This is a genomic window from Rhodobacter sp. NTK016B (assembly GCF_017303295.1).
Lineage (GTDB): Bacteria > Pseudomonadota > Alphaproteobacteria > Rhodobacterales > Rhodobacteraceae > Pararhodobacter.
On record NZ_JAFKOK010000030.1, the window covers coordinates 1 to 13687 of the forward strand.

The 13687-nt window shown below is 62.4% G+C and carries 13 protein-coding genes; 2 read left to right on the forward strand and 11 right to left on the reverse strand.

Features of this window, described 5'->3' with window-relative positions; translation table 11 throughout:
• Window positions 1-1315 (forward strand): AIPR family protein (locus JI664_RS23170; RefSeq protein ID WP_207016162.1); only part of this gene is annotated, 1315 nt, incomplete at its 5' end.
• A 637-nt stretch (window positions 1316-1952) separates the two neighbouring features.
• Complete coding sequence (locus JI664_RS23175; protein ID WP_207016163.1) at window positions 1953-2693, forward strand: hypothetical protein; 741 nt, start codon at window positions 1953-1955, stop codon at window positions 2691-2693.
• Between the two features lie 688 nt (window positions 2694-3381).
• Here the strand turns inward: JI664_RS23175 and JI664_RS23180 are convergent.
• From JI664_RS23180 to JI664_RS23230, 11 genes are all read right to left on the reverse strand, one after another.
• Window positions 3382-3666 carry a hypothetical protein gene (locus JI664_RS23180; RefSeq protein WP_207016164.1) on the reverse strand — a complete coding sequence of 95 codons (285 nt, stop codon included), beginning with the start codon at window positions 3664-3666 and terminating at the stop codon, window positions 3382-3384.
• On the reverse strand, window positions 3614-4000 hold the full coding sequence (locus tag JI664_RS23185) for a hypothetical protein (protein WP_207016165.1): 387 nt from the start codon (window positions 3998-4000) through the stop codon (window positions 3614-3616). Before JI664_RS23185 ends, JI664_RS23180 begins: the two co-directional genes overlap by 53 nt.
• The gene (locus JI664_RS23190; RefSeq protein WP_207016166.1) at window positions 3997-4335 is read right to left on the reverse strand and encodes a DUF6527 family protein; all 339 of its coding nucleotides are present in this window, start codon (window positions 4333-4335) and stop codon (window positions 3997-3999) included. Before JI664_RS23190 ends, JI664_RS23185 begins: the two co-directional genes overlap by 4 nt.
• Window positions 4332-5342: an N-acetylmuramidase domain-containing protein gene (locus JI664_RS24125; RefSeq protein ID WP_286174254.1), complete on the reverse strand. Its 1011-nt coding sequence runs from the start codon at window positions 5340-5342 to the stop codon at window positions 4332-4334. The genes JI664_RS23190 and JI664_RS24125 overlap by 4 nt, the downstream gene beginning before the upstream one ends.
• The gene (locus tag JI664_RS23200; protein ID WP_207016167.1) at window positions 5339-5626 is read right to left on the reverse strand and encodes a hypothetical protein; all 288 of its coding nucleotides are present in this window, start codon (window positions 5624-5626) and stop codon (window positions 5339-5341) included. The genes JI664_RS24125 and JI664_RS23200 overlap by 4 nt, the downstream gene beginning before the upstream one ends.
• Window positions 5627-5777: 151 nt before the next feature.
• On the reverse strand, window positions 5778-6953 hold the full coding sequence (locus JI664_RS23205; protein WP_207016168.1) for a glycosyltransferase 61 family protein: 1176 nt from the start codon (window positions 6951-6953) through the stop codon (window positions 5778-5780).
• 124 nt (window positions 6954-7077) lie between these two features.
• Window positions 7078-7986 (reverse strand): hypothetical protein, encoded by a 909-nt coding sequence (locus JI664_RS23210; RefSeq protein WP_207016169.1) that lies wholly within the window; start codon window positions 7984-7986, stop codon window positions 7078-7080.
• Window positions 7987-7997: 11 nt separating this feature from the next.
• The gene (locus tag JI664_RS23215) at window positions 7998-10304 is read right to left on the reverse strand and encodes an SGNH/GDSL hydrolase family protein (RefSeq protein ID WP_207016170.1); all 2307 of its coding nucleotides are present in this window, start codon (window positions 10302-10304) and stop codon (window positions 7998-8000) included.
• 21 nt (window positions 10305-10325) lie between these two features.
• The gene (locus JI664_RS23220) at window positions 10326-12671 is read right to left on the reverse strand and encodes a phage tail protein (RefSeq protein WP_207016171.1); all 2346 of its coding nucleotides are present in this window, start codon (window positions 12669-12671) and stop codon (window positions 10326-10328) included.
• A gap of 1 nt (window position 12672) precedes the next feature.
• The gene (locus tag JI664_RS23225) at window positions 12673-13062 is read right to left on the reverse strand and encodes a DUF6950 family protein (RefSeq protein WP_207016172.1); all 390 of its coding nucleotides are present in this window, start codon (window positions 13060-13062) and stop codon (window positions 12673-12675) included.
• Window positions 13059-13687: hypothetical protein (locus JI664_RS23230; RefSeq protein ID WP_207016173.1), on the reverse strand; the 629-nt coding region annotated here is incomplete at its 5' end. The genes JI664_RS23225 and JI664_RS23230, both read right to left, overlap by 4 nt.

Sequence of the window (13687 nt, forward strand, 5' to 3'; positions counted from 1 at the left end):
AACCGCATGGATTCCCGATGTGAATCCTTCACCGACTGAGTTCTGCAACAACGCCGAAGCCATCGAGAACCGGGATGCCATACTTCGAGAGTTCAGCGACAGCTCTATTTTTGGGGGCTTCGATTTCCATTTTGTGGGTGTGAACGAAATAGATCGCATCAACAATTTGAGAAGAAATAGGGGCCGGGAGATAAACGCCAACATCCCAATAATCTATGATGCAAATCGTGCTTCGATCGTCGAATTTGACACAGCCGGTGTCCGAAGTGTGCTTTGCACTGTGACTGGTGTAGAGCTGGCTAAGCTTGCTCAGACTGAGCCCCGAGACGCAATATTTGACACCAATGTGCGAGGTAACTTGGGGCTCGGAGGGCAGGTTAACAAGAGCATATATGCCTCTGCGACGGACAGCTCGACGTCTGAGCACTTCTGGTTCATGAATAATGGCATAACCATGGTTTGCGATCGCCTCTCCTTGGTTCGTGACCCTGATGAGCCAAGTATTAAAGTCGAGAATGTCCAGATCATTAACGGCTGCCAAACGACATCATCAATCCGATCAGCGTTTGAGGACGGCAAGCTGAGTGAGAAGGTGAAGGTTCAGGTGAAGCTGTACGAGTCCAAAGATCAGCAGTTTGTTGAGAATGTTGTGATCGCAACGAATAATCAAAATTCGATTGGCTCAAGAGACCTCCATGCCAATGATGAAGTTCAACAGTTAATCCAAAGAAAAATTTACGAGGACTTTGGTTTGTTCTATGAGCGCAAGCGTGGCGAAGCAAAAAGCGCGGGCGTAGCGAAATCGGAAGTCGTGAGCTTGGAGAAGGCGGGGCAAGCATACCTGGCAATCTTCAAGAGTCAGCCGACGGTCAGCAGAGCTCAAAAATACAAGATATACTCCCAAGACCTTTACGAGGAAGTCTTCTCAAAATCGCAACCGTGGCAGCTCGCTGTCGCTCATGAGATTCATCGATACGCCGAATATCATGGGCGTAAAGCCTATCGAAATCTTGATGCGAGCAATCCATCTCGCAATATCTTAAATTACGGCGTTTTTCATATATGTCGAATTGTTTGGTGGGTTCTTGTATCAGAGCTTGGAGCGGATTCTCGAGATGACAACGCGTTAATGAATATTGTACGGGGCGATGGCGGCCTGCTGGATACGGCATATAAAAGAGCTAACGATATCATGTCGGAGATTGTTAAGGAGAATAATGAGAGCTTGGTTAATCTCAACAACTATTTCAAGAAGTCTCAGTCCCAACAGAACATAAACCAACACCTGAGGAAGCTAAAGGACGCTGCTTCCTAAGAAAAATGATCAAAATGCGTGCGAGGAGAGATTCAAGCTGTCTTTACTCACACTTTTTTCGCATTCTCGGTTTTCGGAGATGATCTCTGATCATCGAAAACCGCCCTTCACTGAAAGCGCAGCGAGGGACCGCTTCCCGCCCTTCGTGACAAGCCAGACCATCATGCTTCGCTGCACTTGTGGTGTCCTTTTCTTAGTAGCTTTCTCTCAGAAGGCGATATCTTCCAGCCCAACCCCTCACTCGTTCCCGATACGCCGCCACTCGATTCAGCGCTACGTCCAACGGGTCACCGACGGCCACGGGTGTCTCATGCTCGCGCTGGCACCAATCGGGCAGATCGGGCAGCGCGTGGGCTCCTCTGGCATTATCGTGTTCCGTGCTTTGGTGGCATCCTCTGCAATTAGGGGTGGCATCCGATCCCACAGTCGCGATAGACTCGGGCCAAGGAGCGAACAGTGTGTTGATTGCGTGATGAGTGATCCAAGAGTTTTGCTCTCCAAGGCACGAGCTTTCTTTGCACGACGGAGCGACCAAATTACGCGGGCGAACTCAGGAGACATTCCGAGTTCTTGGTTTGACGCGGATGCTCCGCCTCGCGGGCCCCACGAAGGGCCAGGACTGGATCCAACTGATTTCATGATCCACCTGGGCTTGCCCGAACTGGTGGACAAAGTTCGCTTCCGGTTTCCGCGCCAAAAAGATCAGAAAGACCTGTTGCCGACCCCGGCGAGCTTCAGCCCCGCGGATGCAATCGATCGTCTCGCTTGTCATCCCGATCATTCGCCAGAAGGCACTCGACGCTCGATGGGGAACCAGCTGCTATTGCTCCAGCGGGCATTCGGTGGCCGACCTGAGATCCTGTTCTGGCATGCACTCGCGATTTCGTACCTGCGGCGCGATACGCCTCACACCAAGAAGGCAGCGGAACTCTTCTTCAAGATTTGGGATGAGCAAGCTGAGTGGATGGCTACCAACCTTAACGGGCGGTGGCTGATTTCCGCCCTGCAGACCTTTGCGGACCATGGGCGTGACGCCGACGAAATCCGCTGCGGATCTGTGGGGTATGTCTATGGAAGCCTCATCAAGATTTACGAATGCGAGATCGCTTCGGCTTACGATCGGAAGCCAGCCACCGGACCGTTCCGCGGTGGGGCCGTCCCTGGCCTTTTTGAGTTTCAACCAGGCGACGATGTCTTGTTCAATCTGAACACTCTTGTTGCAGCCCAAGGAGAACACGCGGGTCCTGCTGGCTACGCGCTCGGAAGCCTGATGGCGCAGGTAAAAGCCTCGCAATCCGTGTTCGTGCGGACAGACGCCCTTGCCACTGACCGAGCGGATGCGTTCTTCGCATTCACCGGGAAACGTCGAAGTGGGTAGGGTGATCGCTTTATCCCTGATCGCGCCGTGTTTCGTCGGTAGTCGCGCCACGGCCGATTTTCAGTGCGATCCTTGCCTTTTCCGTAAGGCCATAGCGCTCGACGTACTCTAGCAGAGCAGCCTCGAGGAGCCGGTATCCCTCGTCTTCCGAGGCGCGGGGCGAAGGCATGTCTTCAGAGTGCATGCTTCCTCAGTCTACGGTCTGGCCAGGATGGGTGAGCGAAGCTGGTTCAAGCGTGTTGACCGACACAGCATAAGGCACCCTGGTTAACGATGGGTTAATAATGGCCGCGTGGGCGCATCTGATCGCAAAGAGATGGCGGCGCCTTATGACGCCGCCGGACAGTCGACTTTCCCAACCCGATCGCGCACATTTTGGGGCCTTAGATAGTTGTGCCAGTTAGGGCGATCCCAAGAATTCTGGCACACGTTTAGCGCGATTTCTATCACAAAATGTTCATAAATATAACTATACACCCGGGCGTTGCTCACAATCTTCGGGCCGTGTCAGTCTGAGGTTGACATATGTTGGGCCGGTTATATCCATCCTTGCGTCTCGTCCGATCGCTGTTTCCGTCGAGACGCGTAATGGTTTCGAGTGCGCGCCACTCACCAGTTGTGCAAGTACGAGTGTTGAGATCAGTTATCCGCTACTGCTGGCGGGTGATCGGCAGCAGTAGCGGCTGTTTCAGCGAGCCACGATGCTTCGCGCGACATTATACCATCCCACACAGGCACGCACCTGATCGCGATATGCCCGCCGATCCGCCGCCACGCGCGCCAGCGCCACGTCCAGTGGGTCCCCGACCGCCACGGGCGTCTGATGTTCCTGTCGACACCATTCCGGAAACTCGGGCAATTCCCGCGCTTCGGCCTGCACCCGCCGCGTCTCGGCCGCGCGCAGGCGATCGAGCGCAGAGTCACCGCAAGAGGCGCTGAAGATCAGGATTGACAGTGCAATCATCGGGCGCATGGGGGTTTTCCTCGATATAGCGGGCAAGGGCGGCGCGCATCGCCGCCGCATCGCGTTCGGCATCGGCGCGCGCAGTTTCGAGCTGGTCGCCCGCCGCGCGCGTGGCGGTGTAGACGCGCCATGCTGCGGCCAGCTCTGCAGCCGTCGCTGCCGCCTCGGCCTCGGCCGCCATGTCTTCGCGGATCTCGGCGCGCAGCGCCTCGACCTGCCCGCCGTGCCACGCCACAGCGCCCCAGAGCGCGCCCAGGACGGCAAGGATCAGTAGGACGGGCGCGAGGACGCGGGCGGCGGTGACTCCAACCCAGCGGGCGAGCAGGGCGGTCAGCAAGGTCACAGCGGCCAATCCGGTAGGGGAACGGTTTGCCCGGCAAGCGCGTGGCTGCAGTCACTGAGGAACTGGATATCGCCGTCGCGAATGAAGGTGTGACAGATCAGTGGCGTCGGCACGAATGCTTCGCCGTTCATGATCCGGGCGTGTTCTTCTTCTGTGATCGGCACAGTTCCGTTCACCAGCACCGATGGCGCAATGGTCGGGCGATTCCCGTCACCGTTCCATTTCCAGCCGCGCGAGCCGTCGACCGTAATCTGGTGTGCCTGATTGCAGCCCGGGCACCAGAAGGCGATGCGACCACCTTCAAGACGGCGCAGCTTTGACCCGATGGCGCTCATGCCCGCGCCCTCGGCTTCTTGAATAGCAGCCACCAGACGAAGCCCAGAGCGGCGATCACCAGCACGGCGGCGATGGCGTACTGCATGGGCCCGTCACCCTGCGACATCGTGGCGACGGCACCGACCACGGGCGCGGCGGCGCCAGTGATCTGCACCACCTGAGACGTTCTGCGCTCGCGCGTGGATGCCTGCGCGGGAGGCGTGGGGGTATCGGCTTCCGGGTTGACCCCCAGCGCCGCCCAGGTCCGGCGCCCGACCACGCCGTCCACCGGCAGACCCATGTCGCTTTGGAAGGCCTCGACCGCTGCCAGCGTGTCCGGGCCGAACGCGCCGTCTTCGGGAATGCCGAGGGCACGCTGCAGCGCGACCACGGCGGGTCCGCGATCCCCGACGCGCAGCACCAAGGGAGAGCGCAGGCCGCCCGAGTGCCGCCGATAAGCCGCCTCGATGCGCCCCGCGTAGACCTCGGGTTGCCCGGTCCCGTTGTAGCGGCGGGCGAAGGTCAGCCAGTCGTGAGCGCGCAGGGCCGGGTCCAGCCCCCACGACGTGACCAGCGTGGTGAAGGCGTCCAGATGCGTGGGCGCGCCGGTGGCCATGGCTTCGACCATGTCCCGGGCGGAAGCGAAGCCAGCACCGGCATGGTTGAAGCCCATGATCTGCGGCCCGCCCCAGCTCGACGCGCGCAGGGCGCCTTCCAGATCGGCGCGCGCGGCCACCTCGAACATGCGGGCCCGGTCAGCGCTCGACACAGCCAACGAGGCGCGCCATGGGGCCTGCCCGTCGCGGGTTGCGAAGCCGATCCGCCCCCACAGGGCACGCGGGAAATGATGCGGCTCGAACCGGCTCAGGACGCCGCCCGTGGCATCGAAGCACCGGCCCGAGGCCTCGACCTCCCAGACAGCGCGCAGGGCAGCAGGATCGCAGGTCAGGCGCCCGGCGGCTTGCTGGAAATCGGCTTCGGAAAGATCGCGGGGCGAGGCCGCCCCGATCCATGGCGTGGCGTTCATCGGTTTCGCTCCAGGCTGGTGATCAATCGGTTGATGTCGATACGCACCGCGGCGAGCCCTTCCTCGATACGGCCGAGCTGGACGGCCTGAGAGGCGGCTTGCGTCCGCATGATCTCGACGCGCTGTTCCATGACGCTTAGGCGGGCGACGTTACTGTCGACCATGTTTCCCAAGGTGGTGAGCCACATCAGCCCGAGCGCCGCCTGTGCGAGCAGAACGGCAAGCGTGGCGATGGGAATTCTGCGGTCGAGGTGCCACGGTTCAGGACGTTCAGGCTGCGACATGGGAGATGTCCTTTGCTTCGGAATAGAGGGGCGTAGGGTCGCGCACAGGCCAAAAAAAACTGCCCAGCGGGCAGCTGAGCAGCTTTTGAATCAGTAGAGTGAGATCCCGTCAGTCAGGAGCCGAGGACCTAAATCAGCGAGGCGGCGAAACCTAAATCACTTCGGACGCCGCGAAGCGCTTGCGCATTAGCTTCAGCAGCCGGCCGAGCTCTTCGTCGGTCGTGTTGTTCTTGCGGATCAGCTTGGGGTGCATGATGTATCTCGCGATGTCTTCATAGATCGCGCGTTCGCAGATCTCTCGATCCGGCACTCGAAGTGACACCTCAAAGAACTGAGAAATGTTTCGAACAAGCTCGGGAAGGTTGATAAGAGAAAGCACCCGGCTCCGCGAAGGTCCGTTTCTCTGAGGTTCCCACTCAAGCGAACCCAGCTCAGTGATTGATTCGAAGACGTGAAAGCGGCTGCTGTGATGTAGCGGCAGATCTCCGAAGCGGCCTCTTGTCTGCGCTCGCCTGGCGATGATCATCAACGATGCATCAAGCTTTCCGCAGAGCTCCAAGTTGTGAATGCTGCTTCCCTCCGACAAGAGAATATTCTTTGCGCTGGCGAGCTTGGGGAGCAACTCGTCTAAAGGCAGATCTTCTGGAAAGACGATCTCGAACCCTGCTTCAGCCATGATCTTGTCGAGCAACGCTTCGCCGGCAAAACCTCCGGAGTAAAGATGCCGCGACCGACTCATGTAGATGTCTTGGCGGGACGATGGTTTGGGCAAGGCAAAGGCTGGCGGAAACATCGTCGCATAATCGGGCTTTAGCGTGACCCCGCCCAATAGCCTGGCCTGTTTCGGTACGATCAATCTCTCAAACCGCGTGTTCCTGTCGATAAACCGGACGCGCTTGAAATCAATTCCGCACGCTCTAAGGATCGGTTCCAGCCACGGCTCAATCTGGTGGCGTTGAGTTCCCCATGAATGGAACGCGATCTTTGCGTCATGAAGCGCGGGGTCTTCGTGAACCGCATAAAGCCGGTGAATGCACTCAGCTATGAAGTGCCCGAAGTGCCGGAGGTAAACGCCAGCATAGACTGTGGTGCCGGGCAGAAAATCGCTTTCTTCCACGGGAAGATCTGGATCAAAGTCAATTTGTGCGATGTCGAATGGCGCCGCACCGGGTCCTTGACCAGGCCGATAATGAGGCAGGTTTGCATGCTCTTCGCTCGCGGAGAACTTGAGAGCACGCTTCGACGATCCAGCCTGCAACGGACTAAGCGCTAGGTTGGTGTAAACTTGGAAGCCCCACTGGTCTTCAACGTATTCGGTAATTGACATGGTTTTCCGCTAATGAGCTTGCTGCAGTGCAGAGTATGCACCGACCTGCGAAGTGGGGCCACCAGTTTGTGGGGCGGCGCTAGGCCCTTCGTTAGCTTTGTCCGCTTTGGCTCAGGCACCTGCCTTACCGGGTCGCCATCAGCGCGCGCGTGGTGGCGCGGTCGTCATCGCCGTTCAGCACCGGGCCGGGCAACCAGTAAAGACAGGCGAGGAAACCGCCGAACCGCGCGGCATAGCCGCCCGTGTCCGTGGTCGCGCCCAGCATCGGCTGGTCCGACCCGGCCGCCGAGGGGATGTCGGTGGTGCAGCCGGTGACCGTCCCCGCGAGCGCCCCATCGGTCCAGCAGCGATAGATCCCTGCGACATCGTCATAGGTGATGACGTAGTCGTGCCAGAGCCCGTCCCGGCGGTCGGTGGAATCGCCGTAGAACTGGTTGGTGGTGCCGACGCTGCGCTGGTTATAGGCGCGGGTCCGCCCGTTCGACTGGTCGAACTCCAGGAAAGACGACGCATCCGCCGTGGTGGCGCCCATCGAGCCCAGGACACAGCCGCCGGTATTGGTCGAGAAGGCCACCCCGTTGACCGTCGCGCCGTTGGCGGGCACGCGCACCTTGGCCGCGAGCGACCAACCGGTGTCTGGCGCGAACAGGCCCGCCGCATTGTCCCCGAGCGCGTCATGCAAAACACCCGAAAACGTATTGTTCAGATCGTTTGGCGCGGCGCCGCCGGCGCCGAAGCACAGAACCGGACGCCCCGTCACGTTGTCATTGATGATGAAAGGGTGTCGGTTACGCGTCGGATGAGCGACAAAGACACGGCTGCCGCATCGATCCACGAGCTTTGCCCCGCTGGCTGCATCGGCGGCCCCGAGGCGCTGATACAGACGCGACGACGGCACATCGAACCACAGGGCGCTCTGATCGGCGGTATGGGCCGAGAACAGCTGCCACGCTGCCGCCTCGGCCGCGCTTGGGCTCACATTGGCGGCGCTGGCCGGGGCTTTGCCGGGGCCGCGGAAATAGGTCGTTGCCATGGGAGTTCCTCTTAGAAGATTTCGACGCAGAGATTGCCCACGGCGGCCAGCTCCTTGACGCCGGGGTGGTTCTTCAAGCTGGCGCCGGCCAGCAGGTATTCGCCCATGCCAAGCCCGCCCAAACGGGTCGGGTCGAACAGGCGCGTGGTCTTGATGACCGGCAGGTCAAGGTCATGCCCGACCTGTTCCAGCTGGGCGCAGGTCTCGCGCCACCAGTCGATCCGCTCGCGGAAGCGCTCGTTCGGGCGCACGGGCTGGGTGATCATCACCAGCGACCCGTCGCTCAGCAGCGCCTCGCAGATCGCGCGGACATTGGCATAGGTGAAAGTCTCGCCCAGCTCGTTCATGCCCGTGGCGATGTTCACGATGTGGCAGTCATCGGCCAGGAGCGCGGCGAGGCGATCCGGATGCAGCATGTTCTGCGCACCGTCCGAATTGGTCGTGTCTGCCGAGAAGGTGCCGCCGACGCCCCAATTGCGGTAATCGACCGTCGCGCCATAGACGTTTTCGAGATGCGCGGCGATGCGCCAGTTCCAGCCCTCTTTGACGTGGGTGCTGCCCTGGCCGTCCCCGAAATCATAGGTGGTGATCAGCGCGCGCGCTGAGCTGTCCTGCAGCTCGAAATAGCCGATCTTGTCACGCTCGGGGCCGTTCGGATTGGCATTGAGAAACGCGATATCCGACTTCGACCCCATCTGCGTGATACTATCTGCGTAGCCGCCCAGCTTAACGGCAGCGCTGGCGGCGGTCAGCGTGCGGACCAGTTCACGATGGGGCCGCGCGCGACGGCGCTGCAGCGCGATGTCGGCGGCAATGTCCGGTTCCCGGTTCAGCTGGATCAGACCGTTGAACTGAAACACTGGCTGCACATCGGCGCCCAGCCGGTGCCGGTGGAATCGGAATAGCGCGATGTCACCCTCGGGCAGCGCGGCCTCGAACATCTCGATCGAGCGCTTGCGCTCGGTTCCCAGCGTGACTGTCACGGCCCGAGTGATCGGATTGAGGGACACCAGATCGCAGCGACCCAGATACCCCGTGTAATCGACGGTGCAGGCGAAAGCCGCCGTGTCGACCAGCCCGACGACGGCGCCGATCTCGCGGTCGACGCGGTAATGCACGCCCTCATCCAGCACCGCGCTGTCGCTGTCGCGCGTAACCGTGATGTCGCTCAGAGCCTGATAATCAAGCATCCTTTCGGTTTCATCGGTCAGGCTCAGCGCCTCGCCCGTCACAGACACGGCTGCGGGCGTGGCCGAGGTGATTGCGCGCGGTGCGACGGCAATCCAACCGCCGCCCCACCGGACCCGCGCTTCGGGCAGCAGGATCTCCGTCGAGGTCTGTTGCGGCATGGCCGCGTCGATCGCCGTCTCGCGCCGGGTCAGGACGCCCCCGGCCTGCACGAAATCCACCGAAAGCCAGTCCGTGCCCTCGCCCTGCGCAGCGATCAGCGCGCCCGCATCGTCCACAGTAACGGTCTGAGCCAGACCTCCGGTTGCGTCATCGAGCCAGCCGACAGCGGGCCCGGTGACAACCGCCGCGTTGCCATGCCAGAGCCGATCCCCGCCGAACCATGCGCGCAGACCCTGCGCATCGGTGCCTGTGTTAGGCGCCCCGTCTTCGTCATAGACCGTGTCGACCAGCAAGCCAGCAGCACCGAAGCCGGATGATGGCCCGCCACCGCCCTCGAAGGGGGCCACGCGCGCGTCCAAGCTGTCAAACTCGGCCTGCTGCGCGGTGCTGACCGGCTTGTCGGCGTCGGACGTGTTGTCGACATTGCCTACCCCGAGGTTGCCCCGAGCGGTCGCGGCGTTCTCCAGATCGGCGAGGTTCTGCGCCTTCGCGAGCCGCAGCGCATCCGCTTCCGCCTGCGCGGTGCTGACCGGCTTGTTGGCGTCGGATGTATTGTCGACGTCGCCCAGACCGACCTGCGCCTTGGTGACGCTGTGCGGGTTAGACGTACTCGCCAAATGCGCGGCATAGCTTTCGACAATCGCCGACCCTTCGGCATTCGTCTGGTCGATGATCACCGCGAAATCTGCCGAGGCGGCGACGGGCACCGGGAAACTGATCGTCTGTTGCCCGGTCACACCCTGATAGGTCACCGACCACGACCCCGGCATCAGGTCGATCGAGAATGCCGCCGTGGTCGCGTTGGTGGTGACGGTCTTGCGCGCACCCGTTCCAAAGACCGGCGCGACGGCGGTCTCGGCCTCAAGCGCAGCCAGCTTGCCCAGCCGGGTGAAGACGAGCTGTGTGGAAGTCAGCAATTCGCCGCCGGCGTCATAGAGGACGCCGGACACCGTGCAGGCGTCGGTCATGGGATTACTCGCAGTTTGGGGTCAGTTGTTGCGTTTCGCGACCAGCACGAGGTCGCGCAGAACGGCGGTCGGCGTTGGTGGCGCGGCGCCGCCCAGGTCGAACTGGACCTGCAGGGAGTATCGGACGGCGGAATAGATCCCGCACCAATCGTCCCGCATCACCTGTGCGCGCCACGCGCCGCCGATGGCCACGCGCTCATTGTCCATCGTCTCGGTGCTGTCCGGCGGATCGACATCGGGCGTGCCGGTCTTCCAGAGCTCGCGCAAAAGCTGGACGCGGCCCCGGATGTAGGTCACCGAGGGCGACGTGAAATCGACCTGTCGGAAATCGCAGGCCGCGCGCACCTCCCACGATGTCTGGCCGTCCGTGTTATCGAGCGTCACCGACAGGGAGGTCTGCCAGTCGGTTGTCAGGTCCTCGGGCGGGAACTCCCCGACAATCGGGTCCGCGCGCTGGAAGTCGGTGATCTCGACATCCGCGCTGGTGCCCGTCGCCCATGCCGACCACGCCGTCGGCACGCTGAGGACGGGCTGCAGGCGAGCGCTGTAGCCGGTGTTGCCGATAATCCCCGAGGACACGATAACTGCGCCCTCGGTGGCATCCACGACCTTCTGCGCGACCAGCACGTCCGTGGCCGTCACCTTGACCTCGCAGAGCAGCGCGGCGGCATCCTGGACCAGATCGGAATCCCAGGTGATCCGGATCGCGGGGCGGCGCTGGAGGGAGGCCGCGTCCGTTACCGCAACGCCCGTCACCGCCGTGACCGGGATCGTCCGATCCCCCGGTGCGGTAACGCCCCCGGCCTGCGGGCCGTTATCGACGGCGGGAATGTCGTAATCCTCGGGGTCGCGCTCGCGCAGTGTCACGGCGACAAGCAAGGTGCCCGGCTGATAGGTGATCTCGACCACCTCGAAGAGCTTGTCGGAATAGGGCCAGCGCGAGCTGGTCCATTCGATCGTGTCGAGCGGTTCGAGCTGCTGGAACTCGGGCGGCAGGAAGCCGGTATGGGTGCGCCAGCGCCGGGCATCCTTCGCCATGGCCTGTCCGACCTGCCGGGCCTGCTGGTGATACGGGCAGGCCACCAGCCGCACCGCGCTCAGAAGCCGCTGATCGCCGTCGTCAGCCTCCCATTCTCCATCCAGCAGGGGCTCGGTCTGCACAACCTCCCAAAGCGCGTCGATCGAGGGATGGGCCACGCGCACGCCGTTCGACGTGTTCTGCAGGCCGGGATGCGGGTCATAGCGCTGGGGCTGGGTGATGATCCAATCATCATCGGTGATCGCCAGCGCGGCCACATCCGGCTCGCCCACGCGCACCCGGAAAACGCCGCCGTTTTCCGAGATCTGACCGAGGCAAGAGGCCAGCAGCACGTCGATCACGTCTGCCGGTTCGTCATCGGCAAAGGCGATTTCCAGCCCACCCCGGAACTGGCGCCGCTCGTCTTCGCCGGTGCCGACCAGCGTGTCGCTGACATTCATCGCCGCGACCCAATTCGAGAACGGCAGATCCTCGGCCGGGATGCGCCCGCCATAGATCTCGCCCCCGGGTAACGGGATGCCGCGCGCGACATTGTAGGCCAGCACGATCAGGTTATCCGAGATCTCCCACGTCGCCGGATTGGCCCAGCGATGCGCGCCCGAACCGCCCGCCGTGGTGTCCTTGCGCGGGTCATAGACCTTGATGCCGGTCATCTCGAACTTGATCGGCGGCAGACCACCCGTCCAGACCTTCGGGTTGAAGCGCGCGGTCACGATGACATAGGCAACGCCGGTGCCGATTGCGTCAGAGGTCCAGGGCTGATCGGGATCTACGCCAAACCTGTCGACCAGCATCGCGTCGGCGCTGGTCTGGGTGCCATCGTAGAACTTGATCCAGCAGTAATCGCGCCCCTTAAACGCATATTCCTCGACCGGATAGCCATAGTCGGGATCAGCAGTTTCGCCGAGCGTCACCCACTGATCACCCATCAGCACGCGGTTCAACGCGACCCCGGGGACGTCCGACAGGCTGATCACCCGCGTGTAATAGGCGTTGGGCGTGTCGCCGGCGTTCGTGTGCGAACCGTGGTAGTCAAGATGCCCGCCGGTCACGAAGGTGCCCAGAATCGTGCGTTGCGAGGTGGCCTCGCCCGTCGCCATTTCCCCGATCGTCTGGCCCGGGGCCTTTGGCTTGCCCACCAGCGCCTGCGCCAGAAGGTTCAGGCCAAGCGATACGCCAAGCTGGATCGCGCCAAGGCCGAGGGCACCGATGCCCGCGACCGAGACGCCGATTGTCTTCAGGCCGATGATGATCGCGCTGACCGGATCGGCAGCCGCCATCGTCGCCCAGCAAGACAGCAGGGCGGCAAGAAGGAAAATGCGGATCATGTCAGGGCCGAAGCTCGAAGGCCCGCGCTGCTACATCGAGCGGCAGCTGTTCCAGCTTGTGCCGGGTCAGCACCGCAACCCGCTCGCCCGTAACGATCCCGAGCGCCCAGCCGCCCCGGCCCGAAGGGACGGCAGCCAAGTCGCCGCGCTGCGCCATGGCAACGGGGATCTCGACGAGCTGCGCAGCCGCGGCCTCGACGTGGTCGGCATGGCCGATCTCGGCCAGCTTCGCGCGGCCTTCGCGCAGGGTGTCGTACTCGATACCCAGCATCAGGTTGCGCCCGGTGCGTAGCCGGGCCCAACCCGCCGCGAACAGGGCACAGTCCATCCGCCCGTATCGAAACCGGGCGTCGCGGTGGTCGCGCAGATAGGCGCGCAGATCTGCGGTCATCGTTGATTCCCCAGAGGGTCATTGGGCGGGGGCGTCCAGCTGTTGCCGCCGGCGCCTTCCTGCGATCGGACATTGCGGCTGCCCCAGGGCACATCGCGCAGCACCGCGCCCGAGCTGTAGAGCCGAAACGCATCGTCGGTGTCGCGTTGGCGCTGATCCGCGTCGGACTGGTAGAGCGGCGGCTTCCGCGTCAGCGCACGGGCGGTGCTGACCAGCACCAGCGTGGCCGAGCTGTCGCCACCCTTCGCCGCTGTCTGGATTGGTTGCTGGTCAACCCAGCCCTTGAAGATGCGGCGCGGCTCGGCCAGCAGCGCGCGCGTGTCATGCTTGAACAACGCCTGGTGGATCTCGACCGGCGCGAACCGCGCGTCATAGGTCAGCAAGGCCTCGCGTACCTCTTCGGTCAGGTTCGTGATTGGTAGCGACAGCTGCCGCACCTGCAGGCCGAGCGCCGCCTTGATCGGCGTCAGGCCCTGAATGCGCGGACCGACATAGCTGCGCGACGCCCCGCCGATGGTGAAGCTGCGGGTGCCGTTGCCCGACCAAAGGCCCAGCGAGACCGGCGTGCCGGTGTCGCGGGTCTTCGCCGTCACCCAGATCAGGGTGCGCGAGACGATGCCCGTGC